Origin of the sequence: Amycolatopsis albispora, assembly GCF_003312875.1 — a bacterium.
GTDB lineage: Bacteria > Actinomycetota > Actinomycetes > Mycobacteriales > Pseudonocardiaceae > Amycolatopsis > Amycolatopsis albispora.
Genome location: NZ_CP015163.1, coordinates 3,093,077 through 3,112,036, shown reverse-complemented (window position 1 = coordinate 3,112,036; position 18,960 = coordinate 3,093,077). Strand labels below are relative to the sequence as shown.

At 67.8% G+C, this 18,960-nt stretch carries 15 protein-coding genes and 2 rRNA genes; 13 read left to right on the top strand and 4 right to left on the bottom strand.

Annotated elements, in window-relative coordinates; genetic code table 11:
• Positions 1-687 (bottom strand): DNA alkylation repair protein, encoded by a 687-nt coding sequence (locus A4R43_RS14460; protein WP_113692811.1) that lies wholly within the window; start codon positions 685-687, stop codon positions 1-3.
• 129 nt (positions 688-816) lie between these two features.
• Here A4R43_RS14460 and A4R43_RS14455 point away from each other — a divergent pair, with 129 nt between their 5' ends.
• The 8 genes from A4R43_RS14455 to argH all read left to right on the top strand — a co-directional run bounded on the left by A4R43_RS14455 (position 817) and on the right by argH (position 9,168).
• Positions 817-1,287, top strand: a complete 471-nt coding sequence (locus A4R43_RS14455; RefSeq protein ID WP_113692810.1) for a helix-turn-helix domain containing protein — start codon at positions 817-819, stop codon at positions 1,285-1,287.
• A gap of 697 nt (positions 1,288-1,984) precedes the next feature.
• Positions 1,985-3,013: an N-acetyl-gamma-glutamyl-phosphate reductase gene (gene argC / locus A4R43_RS14450; RefSeq protein WP_113692809.1), complete on the top strand. Its 1,029-nt coding sequence runs from the start codon at positions 1,985-1,987 to the stop codon at positions 3,011-3,013.
• Positions 3,010-4,161, top strand: a complete 1,152-nt coding sequence (argJ, locus tag A4R43_RS14445; protein ID WP_113692808.1) for a bifunctional glutamate N-acetyltransferase/amino-acid acetyltransferase ArgJ — start codon at positions 3,010-3,012, stop codon at positions 4,159-4,161. The genes argC and argJ overlap by 4 nt, the downstream gene beginning before the upstream one ends.
• The gene (gene argB, locus A4R43_RS14440; protein ID WP_113692807.1) at positions 4,158-5,078 is read left to right on the top strand and encodes an acetylglutamate kinase; all 921 of its coding nucleotides are present in this window, start codon (positions 4,158-4,160) and stop codon (positions 5,076-5,078) included. The genes argJ and argB overlap by 4 nt, the downstream gene beginning before the upstream one ends.
• On the top strand, positions 5,075-6,271 hold the full coding sequence (locus A4R43_RS14435; protein ID WP_113692806.1) for an acetylornithine transaminase: 1,197 nt from the start codon (positions 5,075-5,077) through the stop codon (positions 6,269-6,271). Before argB ends, A4R43_RS14435 begins: the two co-directional genes overlap by 4 nt.
• A gap of 6 nt (positions 6,272-6,277) precedes the next feature.
• A complete protein-coding gene (gene argF, locus A4R43_RS14430) occupies positions 6,278-7,216 on the top strand; it encodes an ornithine carbamoyltransferase (protein ID WP_113692805.1) in 939 nt (312 codons plus the stop codon).
• Complete coding sequence (locus A4R43_RS14425) at positions 7,213-7,704, top strand: arginine repressor (RefSeq protein ID WP_205215333.1); 492 nt, start codon at positions 7,213-7,215, stop codon at positions 7,702-7,704. Before argF ends, A4R43_RS14425 begins: the two co-directional genes overlap by 4 nt.
• A 48-nt stretch (positions 7,705-7,752) precedes the next feature.
• The gene (gene argH / locus A4R43_RS14420) at positions 7,753-9,168 is read left to right on the top strand and encodes an argininosuccinate lyase (protein ID WP_113692804.1); all 1,416 of its coding nucleotides are present in this window, start codon (positions 7,753-7,755) and stop codon (positions 9,166-9,168) included.
• Here argH and A4R43_RS14415 read toward each other — a convergent pair.
• Genes A4R43_RS14415 through A4R43_RS14405 form a run of 3 tightly spaced genes read right to left on the bottom strand, consistent with a single transcriptional unit; the run spans position 9,161 to position 10,945 of the window.
• Positions 9,161-9,805, bottom strand: a complete 645-nt coding sequence (locus A4R43_RS14415; protein ID WP_236808999.1) for a TetR/AcrR family transcriptional regulator — start codon at positions 9,803-9,805, stop codon at positions 9,161-9,163. The genes argH and A4R43_RS14415 overlap by 8 nt on opposite strands.
• Complete coding sequence (locus A4R43_RS14410) at positions 9,802-10,470, bottom strand: DUF4166 domain-containing protein (protein WP_113692802.1); 669 nt, start codon at positions 10,468-10,470, stop codon at positions 9,802-9,804. Before A4R43_RS14410 ends, A4R43_RS14415 begins: the two co-directional genes overlap by 4 nt.
• On the bottom strand, positions 10,439-10,945 hold the full coding sequence (locus tag A4R43_RS14405; protein ID WP_113692801.1) for an SRPBCC family protein: 507 nt from the start codon (positions 10,943-10,945) through the stop codon (positions 10,439-10,441). Before A4R43_RS14405 ends, A4R43_RS14410 begins: the two co-directional genes overlap by 32 nt.
• A 115-nt stretch (positions 10,946-11,060) precedes the next feature.
• On the opposite strand from A4R43_RS14405, the gene A4R43_RS14400 reads away from it, so the two are divergent.
• From A4R43_RS14400 to A4R43_RS14380, 5 genes are all read left to right on the top strand, one after another.
• Positions 11,061-11,681 (top strand): VOC family protein, encoded by a 621-nt coding sequence (locus A4R43_RS14400; protein ID WP_236808998.1) that lies wholly within the window; start codon positions 11,061-11,063, stop codon positions 11,679-11,681.
• The gene (locus A4R43_RS14395; RefSeq protein ID WP_113692800.1) at positions 11,678-12,298 is read left to right on the top strand and encodes a DNA-3-methyladenine glycosylase; all 621 of its coding nucleotides are present in this window, start codon (positions 11,678-11,680) and stop codon (positions 12,296-12,298) included. The genes A4R43_RS14400 and A4R43_RS14395 overlap by 4 nt, the downstream gene beginning before the upstream one ends.
• Positions 12,299-12,343: 45 nt before the next feature.
• Positions 12,344-13,615 (top strand): tyrosine--tRNA ligase, encoded by a 1,272-nt coding sequence (tyrS, locus tag A4R43_RS14390; protein WP_113692799.1) that lies wholly within the window; start codon positions 12,344-12,346, stop codon positions 13,613-13,615.
• Positions 13,616-13,976: 361 nt separating this feature from the next.
• Positions 13,977-15,496: ribosomal RNA gene (locus A4R43_RS14385) — 16S ribosomal RNA — on the top strand.
• A gap of 281 nt (positions 15,497-15,777) precedes the next feature.
• Positions 15,778-18,891 (top strand): 23S ribosomal RNA (locus A4R43_RS14380).
• The 16S and 23S rRNA genes sit together here, the layout of an rRNA operon.
• Positions 18,892-18,960 lie beyond the last annotated feature (69 nt).

Sequence of the window (18,960 nt, the reverse complement as noted above, 5' to 3'; positions counted from 1 at the left end):
TCAGTTTTTCAGGTTCTTCAGTGCCTCCCTTCGTGACAGCGGGGAGAGGTCGCCGTGGTTCTCGGCGAAGGCCAGCACCCAGTCCGGGTCGGTCTTCGCCAGTTCCCGCAGGGCCCAGCCGATCGCCTTGCGCAGGAAGAAGTCCGGCTCGCCGATGCTGGCCTCGATGGCCTGGGTGAGCAGCCCGGTGTCGGTCGCGGACTTCGCCCCGATCTGGCAGATGATCGCGGTGCGGCGGCGCCAGTGGTCCTCGTCGGCGGCCCAGTCGAGCAGGACCGGCTTCAGCACGCCGGGATCGGTCCGCAGCAGCGGGCCGATCCGGCGGATGGCCACCTCGTCCACGTAGTCCCACCAGGCTCCGGTGACGATCAGCTCCTCGTACAGCTCGAGCAGGCCGGGCGACTGCCAGCCGCGGTAGGCGCCGTGCCCGGTCAGGTCGATCGCCAGGTACCGCTCCTCGCGGTAGCCGGCCTCGCGCCACAGTTGGCGGGTGACCGCGGTGAACTCCGCGACGTCGGCCAGTGGGTACGCGCGGAACAGCCGGTTCGCCAGCTTGCGCCTGGCCGGGGCGGGCACCCCGCGGAACGGCATCGCCGACTTCATGTACCGCTGCATCTGCGGTGCCTTCCCGGCGTCGGCCAGCTCCGCCAGCCCGGCCCGCGCGGCCGCCACCAGTTCTGCGGTCATCACCCGTCCTTCCCCTCGGCCGCCCACCATAAGCACCCCACCCGACAGTTTCCCGCCACCGCCCTGCGCGACCACCCGATCACCGCCGGTGTTCGCAAACTGTCGGACCCCGTGGCTAGCGTCCGGCGCATGACAGTTTCCGAACAGCACCGGACCCAGATCCGGACCGAAACCGCTACCTACACGGTCGAGGCCGCTTCCCTGCCGGAAGCGCGCCTGGTGGTGGACGTGCACGCCGCCGGGCCGCAGGGCGAGCCCGTCGCGGACGGCCGCCTCGACCTCGACGCCGCGGCCGCGGCCACGCTGGCCACCGTGCTCTCGAGAGCGCTGCGCTCGGCGGGCGCGCTCGGCCGCACCGGCCCGCGAAGATCGGGGCCGCGGCCGGCGCAACAGGGCCAGCCCTGGTCGCCGACGCTGGATGCCGCCCTCGAACGCCGGTGGATGGCGGGCGAGCCGGTCGAAACCATCGCCGAGGCCTTCGGCCGAAGCCCGGGCAGCATCCGGGCACGCCTGCCCAGGGTGGGCTGCGACCCGGAGAACCCGGGCGCCTACCTACCGGACCCGCCAAGCCGGCGAGAGGTGACCGCGATGAGCCCCTGACCCCACGCGATGAGCCTCCGACGCCACACGGTGAGCCCCCGGGCGCCGCCACCAACGGCGCCCGGGGCACACCCGTTGCCTCCGGCCGCGACCTCGGTGCCGCCCGCCCCCATGCGGGCGGTGCAGGGAACGCCTGTTTGCTTGAGGTCACAGCCTCACGGCTCTGGCTGTCCGCTCCGGTACGAGCAAACAGCAGTGGGCACGTGCGGCTGCGGGGCGCAGCCTCGGTGCCGCTGCCTTGCGCAGCGCGGCCCACTCGGCGCACGTGCCGCCCGCCCCGCACGGACGGCACCTGCCCGGCGCGGGCGGCGCCCGCCTTGTGCAAGTGCCGCCCGCCTTGGGTAAGTGGGCATGCCCAGCGCGGGCGCTGCTCGCCTTGCGCAAGTGCCGCGCGCCCTGCGCGAGCGTCACCTGCCGTGCGCAGGGCAGCGCTTGGGACGTGCCCGGTGCTTCCAGCCGAAGCCTCGGCCATGCTTGCTCGCCCCTGCGCGAGCGAGCGGAGGCACCTGCCGTGCCCAGCCACGGCCTCCGGAGCCACCCCGCGCGGGCGGCGACCCGGAGCGCTCCATGCAACCAGCCCGCGCCCACCTACTTCATGCGCCGGGCGCGCTACCAAACTCCAGGAAGGAGGTCGGCCGGACACCCCAACCCCAAACCCGGTTTGTTTAGAATTGCGTCAGCGTGCATAATCATGCGTATGACGGTGAAGGCGGCGGTGGCCGGCGCCAGCGGGTACGCGGGGGGCGAACTCCTGCGCCTGCTGCTGGTCCATCCGGAGATCGAGATCGGCGCGCTGACCGCGGCGAGCAGCGCGGGGGACAGGCTGGGCCAGCACCAGCCCCACCTCGTGCCGCTCGCCGACCGGGTGCTGGCCGAAACCACGGCCGAGACGCTGGCCGGCCACGACGTGGTGTTCCTCGCCCTGCCCCACGGGCATTCCGGCGAGATCGCTGCGCGGCTCGGCGAGGAGGTGCTGGTGGTCGACCTCGGCGCCGACCACCGGCTCCGCGACGCGTCGGACTGGCAGCGCTGGTACGGCGGCGAGCACGCGGGCACCTGGCCGTACGGCCTGCCCGAACTGCCCGGCGCCAGGGAGAAGCTGTACGGCACCAAGCGGATCGCGGTGCCCGGCTGCTTCCCGACCGGTGGCTCGCTGGCGCTCGCGCCCGCGTTCGCCGCGGGGCTGGTGGAGCCGGAGGCGCACTTCGTCTCGGTGACCGGCACCTCGGGCGCTGGCAAGAGCCTCAAGCCGCACCTGCTCGGGTCGGAGGTGATGGGTTCGGCCAGCGCGTACGGCGTCGGCGGTGCACACCGGCACACCCCGGAGTTCGCGCAGAACCTCGGGCTGGTGGCGGGCGAGCGGGTGACCGTCTCGTTCACCCCGGTGCTGGCGCCGATGCCGCGCGGCATCCTGACCACCGCCAGCGCGCCCCTGCGCGCCGGCACCGACCTCGACGCGATCCGGACCGAGTACGAGAAGGTCTACCACGACGAGCCGTTCGTGCACCTGCTGCCAGCGGGCAGCTGGCCGAGCACCGCCGCGGTGCTGGGCTCGAACGCGGTGCACCTCCAGGTGACCGTGGACGCCGACGCCGGGCGCCTGGTGGTAATCGCCGCACTGGACAACCTGACCAAGGGCACCGCCGGCGGCGCCGTGCAGTCGGCGAACCTGGCGCTGGGCTTCGAAGAAACCACCGGACTTTCCACAGTGGGAGTAGCACCATGACGATCACCGCTCCGCGGGGCTTCCGGGCCGCCGGGGTGACCGCGGGCCTCAAGGTCAGCGGCAAGCCCGACGTCGCGCTCGTGGTCAACGAGGGCCCGTCCGACGTGGCCGCGGCCGTGTTCACCACGAACCGCTGCAAAGCCAATCCCGTGCTGTGGAGCGAGCGCGTGCTCGACGACGGCCGCGCCCGCGCGGTCGTGCTGAACTCCGGCGGCGCCAACTGCTACACCGGCCCGCAGGGTTTCCAGAACACGCACAGCGCCGCCGAGCAGGTCGCCGCGCGGCTGGACCTCGGTGCCGTCGAGGTGGTGGTCTGCTCCACCGGCCTGATCGGCGAGCAGCTCGAAGCCGACAAGCTGCGCACCGGGATCGACGCCGCGGTCGACGCGCTCTCGGCCGACGGCGGCCCCGCTGCGGCCGAGGCGATCATGACCACCGACACCCGCCCCAAGGAGGCCGTGCGCCAGGGCAACGGGTTCACCATCGGCGGCATCGCCAAGGGCGCCGGCATGCTCGCCCCCGCGCTGGCGACGATGCTCGTGGTGCTCACCACCGACGCCGACGTGGACCAGGCCACCGCGGACGCCGCGCTGCGGGAAGCCACCCGGCTCACCTTCGACCGGCTCGACTCCGACGGCTGCATGTCCACCAACGACACGGTGGTCCTGCTGTGCAGCGGTTCCTCCGGGGTGAAGCCGGGCCCGAACGAGTTCGGCGAGCTGCTCCGCGACCTCTGCCACGACCTGGCCCAGCAGTTGCTCGGCGACGCCGAGGGCGCCGACCACGACATCGCCATCGAGGTGGTGAACGCGGCCACCGAGCAGGACGCGGTGAACGTGGGCCGCGCCATCGCGCGCAGCAACCTGTTCAAGACCGCGGTGTTCGGCAAGGACCCGAACTGGGGCCGCATCCTCGCCTCGGTCGGCACCACCGACGCGGTGTTCGAGCCGGACCGCCTGGACGTGGCGTTCAACGGTGTCTGGGTGTGCCGCAACGGCGAACCGGGCGAATCCCGCGACAAGGTGGACCTGAACCCGCGCGAGGTGACCGTGACCGTCGACCTCAAGGCGGGCCTGGCCGCGGCCACCATCTGGACGAACGACCTGACGCACGCCTACGTGCACGAGAACTCGGCGTACTCGACATGACCCCGTCCGAATCGGTGATCAGCGCCGACGAGCGGCTGGCCACCGCCGCCGAGAAGGCGGGCGTGCTGGTCGAGGCCCTGCCGTGGCTGCAGCGCTTCCACGGGGCCACCGTCGTGGTCAAGTACGGCGGCAACGCGATGATCGACGACGAGCTCAAGCGCGCCTTCGCCGAGGACATGGTGTTCCTGCGGCTGGCCGGGCTGCGCCCGGTGGTGGTGCACGGCGGCGGGCCGCAGATCAGCGCGATGCTCGCCCGCCTCGGCATCGAGGGCGAGTTCAAGGGCGGCCTGCGGGTGACCACCCCGGAGACCATGGACATCGTGCGCATGGTGCTGGTCGGCCAGGTCAGCCGCGAGCTGGTCGGGCTGATCAACGCGCACGGCCCGTACGCGGTCGGCATCTCCGGTGAGGACGCGCGGCTGTTCACCGCGGAACGCAAGCAGGCCACGGTGAACGGCGAGGCGGTGGACATCGGCCTGGTCGGCGAGGTGGCCTCGGTCAACCCGGACGCGGTGCTCGACATCGTGAACGCGGGCCGCATCCCGGTGGTCTCCACGGTCGCCCCGGACGTCGACGGCGTGGTGCACAACGTCAACGCCGACACCGCGGCGGGGGCGCTCGCCGCCGCGCTCGGCGCCGAGAAGCTCGTGGTGCTCACCGACGTCGAGGGGCTCTACGCGAACTGGCCCGACCGGTCCTCGCTGGTGGACCGGATCCGGGTGGACCGGCTGGAGCAGCTGCTGCCCGGGCTGGCCAGCGGCATGATCCCGAAGATGGAGGCCTGCGTGCGCGCGATCCGCGGCGGGGTCCGCCGCGCGCACGTGATCGACGGCCGCCTCGCGCACTCGGTGCTGCTGGAAGTGTTCACCAGCCAGGGGATCGGCACCATGGTACTGCCGGAGGGAGAGCCGGGATGAGCACGATCAAGTCCAATGAGGACGGTCAGGCGCGCTGGCGCTCCGCGCTGATGGACAACTACGGCACGCCGAAGCTGACGCTGGTGCGCGGCGAGGGCGCCACGGTGTGGGACGCGGACGGTAAGTCCTATGTGGACCTTCTCGGCGGGATCGCGGTGAACGCGCTCGGCCACGCGCACCCGGCGGTGGTCGAGGCGGTCAGCGAGCAGGTCAAGCTGCTCGGCCACACGTCGAACCTCTACGTCAACCCGGTCACCGTGGAGCTGGCGGAGGCCCTGCTCGACGTGGCGGGTGTGCGCGGCGACGGCAAGGTGCTCTTCGTGAACTCGGGCGCGGAGGCCAACGAGGCCGCGCTCAAGCTCAGCAGGCGCACCGGCCGCACCAAGGTGATCGCCTGCGAGGGCGCCTTCCACGGCCGGACCATGGGCGCGCTCTCGCTCACCGGGCAGCCCGCGAAGCGGGACCCGTTCGTGCCGCTGGTGCCGGGCGTCGAGCACGTCCCGTTCGGCGACGTCGAGGCGCTGCGCGCCGCGGTGGACACCGAAACCGCCGCCGTGTTCATCGAGCCGATCCTCGGCGAGGGCGGTGTGGTGCCCGCGCCGGACGGCTACCTGCGCGCGGCGCGTGAGATCACCGAGGCCGCGGGCGCGCTGCTCGTGCTCGACGAGGTGCAGACCGGCATCGGCCGCACCGGCGCCTGGTTCGCCCACCAGCACGACGGCGTGGTGCCGGACGTGATCACCCTGGCCAAGGGCCTCGGCGGCGGCCTGCCGCTGGGCGCGGTGATCGGTGTCGGCGCGGCCGCCGACCTGTTCGGCCCCGGCCACCACGGCACCACCTTCGGCGGCAACCCGGTGGCCTGCGCGGCCGGGCTGGCCGTGCTCCGCACCATCGCCGTCGACGGGCTGAACGAGCACGTCGCCGCGCTCGGCAAGGACATCGCGGCCGGTGTCGACCAGCTCGGCCACCCGCTGGTGACCGGCGTGCGCGGCCAGGGCCTGCTGCTCGGCATCACGCTCGCCGAACCGGCTTCGGCCGCGGTCGCCCAGGCCGCGCAGGACGCCGGTTACCTGGTGAACCCCATCCAGCCCGACACCGTCCGGCTGGCACCCCCGCTGACCCTGAGCGCGGAGGAGGCGGCCGGTTTCCTGGCCGCGCTGCCCGCCGTGCTCGGCCCCACCACCCAGGACTGAGAACCCATGCCAAGGCACTTCCTCCGGGACGACGACCTCACCCCCGACGAGCAGCTCGCCGTGCTCGACCTCGCCGACCGGCTCAAGGCCGCTCCGCTCAGCTCGCGCGCGCTGGAGGGCAAGTCGGTCGCGGCCATCTTCGAGAAGAACTCGACGCGCACCCGGCTGTCCTTCGACGTCGGCATCGCGCAGCTCGGCGGGCACCCGGTGATCGTCGACGGCCGGTCCATGCAGCTCGGCCGTGAGGAGACCATCGAGGACACCTCGCGGGTGCTCTCGCGCTACGTCGACGCGGTGGTCTGGCGGACCTTCGCGCAGAAGCGCATCGACGCGATGGCCTCGGTCTCCCGCGTCCCGGTGATCAACGCGCTGACCGACGAGTTCCACCCGTGCCAGGTGCTCACCGATCTGCAGACCATCCGCGAGCGCAAGGGCAAGCTCGCCGGGCTGACCATGGTCTACCTCGGCGACGGCGCCAACAACATGGCGCATTCGCTGCTGCTCGGCGGCACCACGGCCGGCATGAACGTGCGCGTGGTCTCGCCGGAGGGCTTCCAGCCGGACCAGCAGGTGATGCTCGACGCCAAGCACCGCGCCAGCGAAACCGGCGGCAGCGCGACCGTGTTCACCGATCCGCACGCCGCGGTCGACGGCGCCGACGTGCTGGTCACCGACACCTGGACCTCGATGGGGCAGGAGAACGACGGGCTGGACCGGGTCGGCCCGTTCCGCTCGCTCCAGGTCAACGCGGCCCTGCTGGAACGCGCCGCGCCGGAGGCGATCGTGCTGCACTGCCTGCCCGCGCACCGCGGCTGGGAGATCACCGACGAGGTGCTCGACGGCCCGGCCAGCGCGGTGTGGGACGAGGCGGAGAACCGGCTGCACGCGCAGAAGGCGCTGCTGGTCTGGCTCCTGGAAAACTCGCGCGACGAGCGACGCCGATGAGCAGGGCGGCCAGGCAGGCCAGGATCATCGAGCTGGTGTCCACGATGGCCATCCGCAGCCAGACCGAGCTGGCCAAGCTGCTGGCCGCGGAAGGCACCGAGGTCACCCAGGCCACGCTGTCGCGCGATCTCGACGAACTGGGCGCCGTCAAGCTGCGCGGGGCCGATTCGGGCGCGCCGATCTACGTGATCCCCGAAGACGGCAGCCCGGTCCGCGGCGTGCAGGGCGGGACCTCCCGGCTGGCGAAACTGCTGGCCGAGCTGATGGTCTCGGTGGACGCCTCGGGCAACCTGATGGTGCTGCGCACGCCGCCGGGCGCGGCGCAGTTCCTGGCCAGCGCGATCGACCGGGCCGCGCTGGAGGAGGTGGTCGGCTCCATCGCCGGCGACGACACGGTGGCCGTGATCGCCCGCGAGCCGCTGACCGGCAAGGGCCTGGCGGAGAAGTTCGCCGAACTGGCGGACCGCTCGTCCACACCGGACGAGTGAGTAGGGTGCCCGGCGAAGGAAACCAGCGACGAGAAAGTGTGTGAGCGAGTGAGCGGGAAAGAGCAGCCGGTCCAGCTGTGGGGCGGCCGGTTCGCCAGCGGGCCTGCCGAGGCCATGGCGGCGTTGAGCCTGTCGACGCATTTCGACTGGCGGCTGGCGCCCTACGACATCGCCGGTTCGCGGGCGCACGCCAGGGTGCTGCGCAAGGCCGGGCTGCTCACCGAGGACGAGCTGACCGGCATGCTGTCCGCGCTGGACACGCTCGCCGACGACGTGGCCTCCGGCGCGTTCACCCCGGAACTGGCCGACGAGGACGTGCACACCGCGCTCGAACGCGGCCTGCTCGAGCGCGCGGGCGCCGAGCTGGGCGGCAAGCTGCGGGCGGGCCGGTCGCGCAACGACCAGGTCGCCACGCTGTTCCGGATGTACCTGCGTGACGCCGCGCGGCGAATGGTCGCGGGCACGCTGGACGTGGTGGAAGCGCTGGTGTCGCAGGCCGAGCGCAACGCCGACGCGATCCTGCCGGGCCGCACGCACCTGCAGCACGCGCAGCCGGTGCTGCTCGCGCACCACCTCCAGGCCCACGCGCACGGCCTGCTGCGTGACGTCGGCCGCCTGCGGGACTGGGACGCGCGGGCCGCCGAGTCGCCGTACGGATCCGGTGCGCTCGCGGGTTCGTCGCTCGGGCTCGACCCGGAGGCCGTGGCCGCCGAGCTGGGCTTCGACACCTCGGTGGAGAACTCCATCGACGGCACCGCTTCGCGGGATTTCGCCGCCGAGTTCGCCTTCGCGCTGGCCATGCTCGGCGTGAACCTGTCGCGGATCGCCGAAGAGGTGATCATCTGGAACACCGCCGAATTCGGGTATGTCACGCTCGACGACGCCTGGGCCACCGGCAGTTCGATCATGCCGCAGAAGAAGAACCCGGACGTGGCGGAGCTGACCCGCGGCAAGTCCGGCAGGCTGATCGGCAACCTGACCGGCCTGCTGGCCACGCTCAAGGCGCAGCCGCTGGCCTACAACCGGGACCTGCAGGAGGACAAGGAGCCGGTGTTCGACTCGGTCGAGCAGCTGGACCTGCTGTTCCCGGCGATCGCGGGCATGCTCGGCACGCTCACCTTCCACACCGGCCGCCTCGCCGAACTCGCGCCCGCCGGGTTCACCCTGGCCACCGACATCGCGGAATGGCTGGTGCGGCAAGGGGTGCCGTTCCGCGTGGCGCACGAAGCCGCGGGGGAGTGCGTGCGCGTGGCGGAGGCCAGGGGCGCCGGCCTGGAGGACCTGACCGACGAAGAGCTGGCGAAGATCCACCCCACGCTGACCCCGCGGGTGCGTGAGGTGCTCACCATCGAAGGGTCGGTGGCTTCACGGGACGCGCGTGGCGGTACGGCCCCGGTGCGGGTCGCCGAGCAGCGCGAACGCCTGGTGCACAAGATCGGCGAACTGCGCGACTGGCTCAAGTAGCGCGCGACTTCGCCGCCGAGCGCAGTTTCGCGCGCACGGCCTTCGTGGTCATCGGGCCGAGGCTTTCCAGCACGTCGGCCAGCGCGGCGAGCTGGGTGAGCGCGCCGAGCGCCTGCTCACCGCCCGCCGGGTCGACGCTCTCGAACAGGGTGAGCCCGAGGAACCCGGCCGAGGTCGCGCGAGCGAGCCCGGCCGGGTCGGCGAACTCGGTCAGCGGTGAACCGGCGAGCACCCGCAGGAGCGTGCTCTCCACTTCGGTCGTCCACTTGGCCAGCGCCTCCCTGGTCGCTTCGGCGAGCCGTCCGCCGCCCTGCGACCCGGCCAGCGTCTGCGCCAGCACGGCCAGATTGCCTTCGGCGCGCTCGGTTTCGTGGATCTCGCGGCCGAGCGCGAGCAGTTCGCCGAGCGTGCGCACCTCGGCGAACCGGTCGCGGTAGGCCGCGACGCGGGCTTCGGTGGTCTGCACGCAGGTCTGCGCGATCAGCTCTTCCAGGGTGCCGAAGTGGTAGAAGATCAGCGCCTGGTTCGCGCCGGCGGCGGCCCCCACCGAGCGCGCGGAGACCGCGGTGATGCCCTGTTCCCTGATGACCGCGAGCACGCCGTCGATCAGCCGCTGCCTGGTGTCCACCGTGTTCACCACAACACCTTCTCGCGCAGTGGTTTCACCGCGCCGCCCGCCCCCTGTTCGACGAAGGTCGCGGTGAACCGGCCGTGGTAGCCGAACACCGGGCCGAACCGCGGATTGGCCACCACCACCTCGACGCGGAACTGCCCGAGTTCCTCGTCGAACCACTCGTCCACGGTGGCGGTGCCGCAGATCCGCCGCGGCAGGACCGTCCGCAGTGGACCTTCGCGCAGCCGGAACTCGCCGGAGCTGATCCGGAAGCCGCCGTCCTCGCGCACGCTCACCCGCAGTTCGGCGGCCACGTGCTGGTGCGTGCCGAGGTAGTCGACGATCCGGCCGGTGGCCGCGTCGAACACCATCTGCGCGTCGAACCGGCGGCGCTTCCCCGGGAGTTCGAAGGTGCGCACGAAGGAGACCGTCTCGCGCCCGAACGAGTCGGTGTACGGGTGGTTCTCGATGGTGAACGGCACGTTCTCGCCCTGTTCGGGAAACAGGATGTGGCGGGTGGTGCCCAGGCGCAGGAACGGCGTGGTGTAGCTCGGCCCTCGCCAGATCCGGTCCATCACGCCGCGGCCGACCATGCCGATGCCGCTGGCCGTGCCGAGGCTGAGCCGCTGCCGTACGCGCGGGTGCAGGCGGGCGAAGTCAGTACCGAAAGCTCGTTCGAAGATGGTCAAGTCCGCTCCTGGAGTGTTCGGGTTCGACGCCGGTCTCGAGCCAGCGGCGGAGCCGGTCGAAGGACAGCGCGGTCAGCCGGGCGAAGACCGGCCGGAACACCCGGTCGGCCGCCTGGCCGAGGGCGCCCCAGCGGGTCGAGTAGTCGAACCCGGTGGTGAAGCGGACGCCGCCGGGTTCCGGCGCGTACCGCCAGTACCCCGAGCCGTGGTGGATCAGCGACAGGGGATCGGCCGAGCGGAACCGCAACGCCGAGGTGCGGCCGCCGTCGGCGCGGTGGCGTTCTCCGGCGTGCGTGCCGAGGCCGGTGACCGTCACGCCGAGGAAGCGGCTGGTGTAGCGGAACCGGCCCGGCGCCAGCGGGGTGATCTCGGTGAACCGCAGGTCCCAGCGCGCGTGCAGGACGGGGTCCTGGGTGTGCTGCCACAGCACGTCGAGATCCGCCCTGATCAGCGTCTCCACCTGGATCGGAGCCATCGGACCCCCTCGTTCGCGCGACGTTTTGAGCGACCGCTCAACTCACTGTACCCCGAGTTGAGCGTCCGCTCAAAACACCTCCTGGTTAGGATCGGATGGGGACGAGGGGAGAGCGGTGCTGGATCACCTGGATCACTTGGTCTACGCGACACCGGAGCTCGGCCGGACGGTCGAGGAGCTGACCGGACGCGGAATCGCGTTGAGCCCCGGCGGGCCACATCCCGGCCTCGGCACGCGCAACCACCTCGCCGCGCTCGGTGACCACGCGTTCCTCGAGGTCATCGGCCCGGACCCGGACCAGCCGGAGCCGGCCACGCCGCGCCCGTTCGGGATCGACGAGCTCATCGCGCCCCGCCTGGTGACCTGGGCGATCCAGGTCCCGGACCTCGACCTGGCGCTGGAGCGCGCCCGCGCCGCCGGGCACGAGCCCGGCGACGCCGTCCCGATGTCGCGCCGCCGCCCCGACGGCGTGCTGCTGTCCTGGCGGCTCGCGTTCCCGCCGGACAACCAGGGCGGACTGATCCCGTTCGTGATCGGCTGGGGTGACACGCCGCACCCGTCACGCGGGGCCGCGACCGGCACGCGCCTGGTTTCGCTGCGCGGGGAACACCCCGACCCCGGACGCCTCGGACTGGTGTTCGCCGCGCTGGACACGGAACTCGAGGTGACCGAGGCCGCCGAGCCCGCGCTGGTCGCCGAACTGGCCACCGTCTCGGGAACGGTGGTGCTGCGGTGACGGGAAGACTGGTCACCGCGGACGAGCTGGCCATCGACCCGGTTGTCGCGGCGCCCTTCCTGCTGGGCTGCGAGCTGGAGGCGGACGGCCCCGACGGCACGGTGCGCGTGCGCCTGGTCGAGGTCGAGGCGTACCGCGGGCACGACGATCCGGCGTCGCACTGCTACCGCGGCCGCACCCCGCGCAACGACGTGATGTGGGGGCCGGCGGGTCACCTGTACGTGTACTTCGTTTACGGAATGCACTTCTGCGCGAACGTGGTGTGCGGCGTCGACGGGGTGCCCGGCGCGGTCCTGCTGCGCGCGGCCGAGGTGGTCGACGGCGCCGACGTGGTCCGCGCCCGGCGGCCGAAGGCGCGCTCGGCCACCGTCGCGAATGGACCCGCCATCCTGACCTCGGCACTGGGCCTCGACCGCGCGCACAACGGCACCGACCTGCTCGACCCGGCGTCGCCGATCCGCCTGCTGGCCGGGGACCGGGTCGACACCGGTGAGATCCGCACCGGCCCGCGCGTGGGTGTGGCCGCGGCGATGGACACGCCGTGGCGGTTCTGGGTGGACGGTTCGCCGGCGGTCTCGACCTACCGGCGCGGCGGGCGGGTGCGGCCGGGGCGGTAGAGCCCGCCCGGAAACCGATTGCGCTGGTGGGGGATCATTCAAGGCGTGAGTGCGCACATCCTTGACGAACTGTCCTGGCGCGGCCTGATCGCGCAGTCCACCGACCTCGACGCCCTGCGCCGAGACCTGGACCAGGGACCGCTCACGCTCTATTGCGGCTTCGACCCGACCGCGCCCAGCCTGCACGCCGGCAACCTGGTCCCGCTGCTGATGCTCAGCCGGTTCCAGCGCGCCGGGCACCGGCCGATCGTGCTGGCCGGCGGCGCGACCGGGATGATCGGTGATCCGCGCGACACCGGCGAGCGCACGCTGAACTCGCTCGACGTGGTCGGCGAGTGGGCGGGCCGGATCCGCGGGCAGCTCGAGCGGTTCGTGGACTTCGACGACTCGCCGACCGGCGCGGTGGTGGCCAACAACCTGGACTGGACCGGGCAGCAGTCGGTGCTGGAGTTCCTGCGCGACGTCGGCAAGCACTTCCCGGTCAACACCATGCTGAACCGGGAGACGGTGAAGCGGCGGCTGGACACCGACGGCATGTCCTACACCGAGTTCAGCTACCTGCTGCTGCAGTCGCAGGACTACCTGCACCTGAACCGCACCTACGGCTGCACGCTGCAGGTCGGCGGCTCGGACCAGTGGGGCAACCTGGTCGGCGGCGTGGACCTGATCCGCCGGGTCGACGGCAAGAGCGTGCACGCGCTGACCGCGCCGCTGGTCACCGACGCCGAGGGCCGCAAGTTCGGCAAGTCCACCGGCGGCGGCAACCTGTGGCTGGACCCGGAGATGACCTCGCCGTACGCGTGGTTCCAGTACTTCGTCAACGTCGGTGACGCCGACGTGATCCGGTACCTGCGGATGTTCACCTTCCTCACCGCCGAGGAGATCGCGGCGCTGGCCGAGGACACCGAGCAACGACCGCACCTGCGCTCGGCCCAGCGGCGGCTGGCGGAGGAGTTCACCACGCTGGTGCACGGCGAGGCGCAGACGCGGCAGGTCATCGCGGCCAGCCAGGCGCTGTTCGGCCGGGGCGAACTCGCCGAGCTGGAGGCGCCGACGCTGGACGCCGCGATGGCCGAGGTGCCCAGCGGCGAGGTGAAGCTGTCCGACGAGCCCACCATCGTCGAGCTGCTGCTGGCCGGCGGGCTGGTGGACAGCAAGGGCGCCGCGCGCCGCACGGTGAAGGAGGGCGGCGCGTACGTGAACAACACGAAGGTCACCGACGAGGAGTGGAAGCCGTCGGCCGGTGACCTGCTGCACGGCCGGTGGCTGGTCGTGCGCCGGGGCAAGCGCAACATCGCCGGCGTCGCCGCGGTGTAGTGGCGCGGGCCGGAAACAGGGCCTGACCAGCGGATTCGCCGTAAAGGGACCCCCTGTTTCCGGCCCCATCCACCCCGTGTAATGTTCTCTTCGTCGCCAGGGAGACCGGGCGGCCGCCGGGACTGCGAACCAAGCTCCCACCTCGTGTGGTAGAGTGGGTGGTCCCAAATCTGGAGCGGACACTACCCCCACTGAATCCGAGTGGTTCGACGTTGGGTAGGCTGTTCCGGGGCCAAAAACCTCGTGGTGTGTTGCTTGAGAACTCAACAGTGTGCTAGTGAACTAAGCCAGTAGAGCTTATATGAAACCCCTCGTCGGGGTTTCCTTTGAGAAGCTAGAAATATAGTCTAGATCAAATTCATTGTTGGAGAGTTTGATCCTGGCTCAGGACGAACGCTGGCGGCGTGCTTAACACATGCAAGTCGAACGATGAAGCCCTTTCGGGGGTGGATTAGTGGCGAACGGGTGAGTAACACGTGGGTAATCTGCCCTGTACTTTGGGATAAGCCCTGGAAACGGGGTCTAATACCGGATAGGACCGCGCATCGCATGGTGTGTGGTGGAAAGCTCCGGCGGTACAGGATGAACCCGCGGCCTATCAGCTTGTTGGTGGGGTGATGGCCTACCAAGGCGACGACGGGTAGCCGGCCTGAGAGGGCGACCGGCCACACTGGGACTGAGACACGGCCCAGACTCCTACGGGAGGCAGCAGTGGGGAATATTGCACAATGGGCGCAAGCCTGATGCAGCGACGCCGCGTGAGGGATGACGGCCTTCGGGTTGTAAACCTCTTTCGACAGGGACGAAGCGCAAGTGACGGTACCTGTAGAAGAAGCACCGGCTAACTACGTGCCAGCAGCCGCGGTAATACGTAGGGTGCGAGCGTTGTCCGGAATTATTGGGCGTAAAGAGCTCGTAGGCGGTTTGTCGCGTCGGCCGTGAAAACTGGAGGCTTAACCTTCAGCTTGCGGTCGATACGGGCAGACTTGAGTTCGGTAGGGGAGACTGGAATTCCTGGTGTAGCGGTGAAATGCGCAGATATCAGGAGGAACACCGGTGGCGAAGGCGGGTCTCTGGGCCGATACTGACGCTGAGGAGCGAAAGCGTGGGGAGCGAACAGGATTAGATACCCTGGTAGTCCACGCTGTAAACGTTGGGCGCTAGGTGTGGGCGACATTCCACGTTGTCCGTGCCGTAGCTAACGCATTAAGCGCCCCGCCTGGGGAGTACGGCCGCAAGGCTAAAACTCAAAGGAATTGACGGGGGCCCGCACAAGCGGCGGAGCATGTGGATTAATTCGATGCAACGCGAAGAACCTTACCTGGGCTTGACATGCACTGGAAACCGGCAGAGATGTCGGCCCCCTTGTGGCCGGTGTACAGGTGGTGCATGGCTGTCGTCAGCTCGTGTCGTGAGATGTTGGGTTAAGTCCCGCAACGAGCGCAACCCTTATCCTATGTTGCCAGCGGTTCGGCCGGGGACTCGTGGGAGACTGCCGGGGTCAACTCGGAGGAAGGTGGGGATGACGTCAAGTCATCATGCCCCTTATGTCCAGGGCTTCACACATGCTACAATGGCTGGTACAGAGGGCTGCGATACCGTGAGGTGGAGCGAATCCCTTAAAGCCGGTCTCAGTTCGGATCGCAGTCTGCAACTCGACTGCGTGAAGTCGGAGTCGCTAGTAATCGCAGATCAGCAACGCTGCGGTGAATACGTTCCCGGGCCTTGTACACACCGCCCGTCACGTCATGAAAGTCGGTAACACCCGAAGCCCATGGCCCAACCCCTTGTGGGAGGGAGTGGTCGAAGGTGGGACTGGCGATTGGGACGAAGTCGTAACAAGGTAGCCGTACCGGAAGGTGCGGCTGGATCACCTCCTTTCTAAGGAGCAACACATCCCAGCCCACGGGCTGGGAGTGGCCAGGGTTCAAGTGCCGAATGTGTACTTGCCGTGGTTGCTCAAGGAATTGTGGAACTACTGGTTATGGTCTGCTTGGTGAGAGCGGGCTCTGTTAGTACTGATCGTTCGCGGTCGTGGAACGTGGAGTCGGCGCTTGGTGAGTGGGTTGTTTGCTGGCACGCTGTTGGGTCCTGAGGCAGCACGCTGGTGTTGTTTCTGGTGTGGTGTTTGAGAACTGTAGAGTGGATGCGAGCATCTTTGTGGTCAAGTTGTTAAGAGCACATGGTGGATGTCTAGGCATCAGGAGCCGATGAAGGACGTGGGAGGCTGCGATAAGCCTCGGGGAGCTGTCAACCGAGCTGAGATCCGAGGGTGTCCGAATGGGGAAACCCAGCACCAGTTATGTGGTGTTACCCGCCGTTGAATATATAGACGGTGTGGAGGGAACGCGGGGAAGTGAAACATCTCAGTACCCGTAGGAAGAGAAAACAACCGTGATTCCGTGAGTAGTGGCGAGCGAAAGCGGATGAGGCTAAACCGTGCGCATGTCAAGCTGTCAGGCGTTGTGTGTGCGGTGTTGTGGGACCTGTCTTCCAGGAACTGACATTTCTGGCATGATGCTGCATGGTTAGTGGAATCACCTGGGATGGTGGACCGGAGTGGGTGAGAGTCCCGTACGCGAAAACTGTGTTGGTGTTGTGTGATGGTGTTCCCGAGTAGCAGCGAGCTCGTGGAATTTGCTGTGAATCTGCCGGGACCACCCGGTAAGCCTAAATACTTCCTGGTGACCGATAGCGGACTAGTACCGTGAGGGAAAGATGAAAAGTACCCCGGGAGGGGAGTGAAAGAGTACCTGAAACCGTGTGCTTACAAGCCGTCAGAGCCTTCGGGTGATGGCGTGCCTTTTGAAGAATGAGCCTGCGAGTTAGTGCTGCGTGGCGAGGTTAACCCGTGTGGGGTAGCCGTAGCGAAAGCGAGTCTGAATAGGGCGTGTGTAGTCGCGTGGTCTAGACCCGAAGCGGAGTGATCTACCCATGGCCAGGGTGAAGCGCCGGTAAGACGGTGTGGAGGCCCGAACCCACTTAGGTTGAAAACTGAGGGGATGAGCTGTGGGTAGGGGTGAAAGGCCAATCAAACTCCGTGATAGCTGGTTCTCCCCGAAATGCATTTAGGTGCAGCGTCGTATGTTTCCCATCCGGGGTAGAGCTACTGGATGGCCTAGGGGCCTTACCGGGTTACCGAAGTCAACCAAACTCCGAATACGGGTGGGTGAGAGTGCGGCAGTGAGACGGCGGGGGATAAGCTTCGTCGTCGAGAGGGAAACAGCCCAGAACACCAGCTAAGGCCCCTAAGTGTGTGCTCAGTGGGAAAGGATGTGGGATTGCCCAGACAACCAGGAGGTTGGCTTAGAAGCAGCCATCCTTGAAAGAGTGCGTAATAGCTCACTGGTCAAGTGGTCCTGCGCCGACAATGTAGCGGGGCTTAAGCACACCGCCGAAGCTGTGTCATTGACACAATAGATCCGCTTCGCTCTTCGGAGCGTTGTGTAGTCGTGTTGATGGGTAGGGGAGCGTCCTGCATCCAGGGAAGCCGCGGTGTGAACCAGCGGTGGAGGGTGTGGGAGTGAGAATGCAGGCATGAGTAGCGAATGCAGAGTGAGAAACTCTGCCGCCGGATGACCAAGGGTTCCTGGGCCAGGCTAATCCGCCCAGGGTAAGTCGGGACCTAAGGCGAGGCCGACAGGCGTAGTCGATGGACAACGGGTTGATATTCCCGTACCCGAGCATGTGCGTCCCTGATGAGGCAGTTGATACTAACCACCCAAAGCTGTTGTTGGATCCTTCGGGTGAAGACTTCAGTGGAGCGTGGGGCCTGATTCTGTAGTAGTCAAGTGATGGGGTGACGCAGGAAGGTAGCTCCGCCAGTGAATGGTAGTACTGGTGTAAGCGTGTAGGCCGTCATGTAGGTAAATCCGCATGGCAATAGGCTGAGACGTGATGCGTAGCCGATTGAGGTGAAGTAGAGTGATCCTATGCTGCCGAGAAAAGCCTCTAGCGAGTGCGTGCACGGCCCGTACCCCAAACCAACACAGGTGGTCAGGTAGAGAATACTAAGGCGATCGGGTGAACTGTGGTTAAGGAACTCGGCAAAATGCCCCCGTAACTTCGGGAGAAGGGGGGCCAAACACCTTGAAGTCCCTTGCGGGCTAGGGGTGGGTGGCCGCAGAGACCAGCGGAAAGCGACTGTTTACTAAAAACACAGGTCCGTGCGAAGAAGTAATTCGATGTATACGGACTGACGCCTGCCCGGTGCTGGAACGTTAAGAGGACCGGTTAACTCCTTTCGGGGGGTGAAGCTGAGAATTTAAGCGCCAGTAAACGGCGGTGGTAACTATAACCATCCTAAGGTAGCGAAATTCCTTGTCGGGTAAGTTCCGACCTGCACGAATGGCGTAACGACTTTCCGGCTGTCTCAACCACAGGCCCGGCGAAATTGCATTACGAGTAAAGATGCTCGTTACGCGCGGCAGGACGGAAAGACCCCGGGACCTTTACTATAGTTTGGTATTGGTTTTCGGTTCGGTTTGTGTAGGATAGGTGGGAGACTGTGAAGCCTTCACGCTAGTGGGGGTGGAGTCGTTGTTGAAATACCACTCTGGCCGGATTGGGAATCTGAACCTACGCCCATGATCTGGGTGAGGGACAGTGCCTGATGGGTAGTTTAACTGGGGCGGTTGCCTCCTAAAGGGTAACGGAGGCGCCCAAAGGTTCCCTCAGCCTGGTTGGCAATCAGGTGTTGAGTGTAAGTGCACAAGGGAGCTTGACTGTGAGACTGACGGGTCGAGCAGGGACGAAAGTCGGGACTAGTGATCCGGCACCTCCTGGTGGAAGGGGTGTCGCTCAACGGATAAAAGGTACCCCGGGGATAACAGGCTGATCTTGCCCAAGAGTCCATATCGACGGCATGGTTTGGCACCTCGATGTCGGCTCGTCGCATCCTGGGGCCGGAGTAGGTCCCAAGGGTTGGGCTGTTCGCCCATTAAAGCGGCACGCGAGCTGGGTTTAGAACGTCGTGAGACAGTTCGGTCCCTATCCGCCGCGCGCGTAGGATACTTGCGGAAGGCTGTCCCTAGTACGAGAGGACCGGGACGGACGAACCTCTGGTATGCCAGTTGTCACGCCAGTGGCATGGCTGGTTGGCTACGTTCGGAAGGGATAACCGCTGAAGGCATCTAAGCGGGAAGCCTGTTCCTAGATGAGGTATCCCACCCCATGTGGGTTAAGGCCCCCAAGAGACGATTGGGTTGATAGGCCAGAAATGGAAGCGCAGTAATGTGTGGAGTTGACTGGTACTAATAGGCCGAGGACTTGCTACAAAGGTGCTTCGCATCCACTCTACGGTGTCTGAGACACCACACCAGAACGCTTGAGCAGCATTGTGTGTT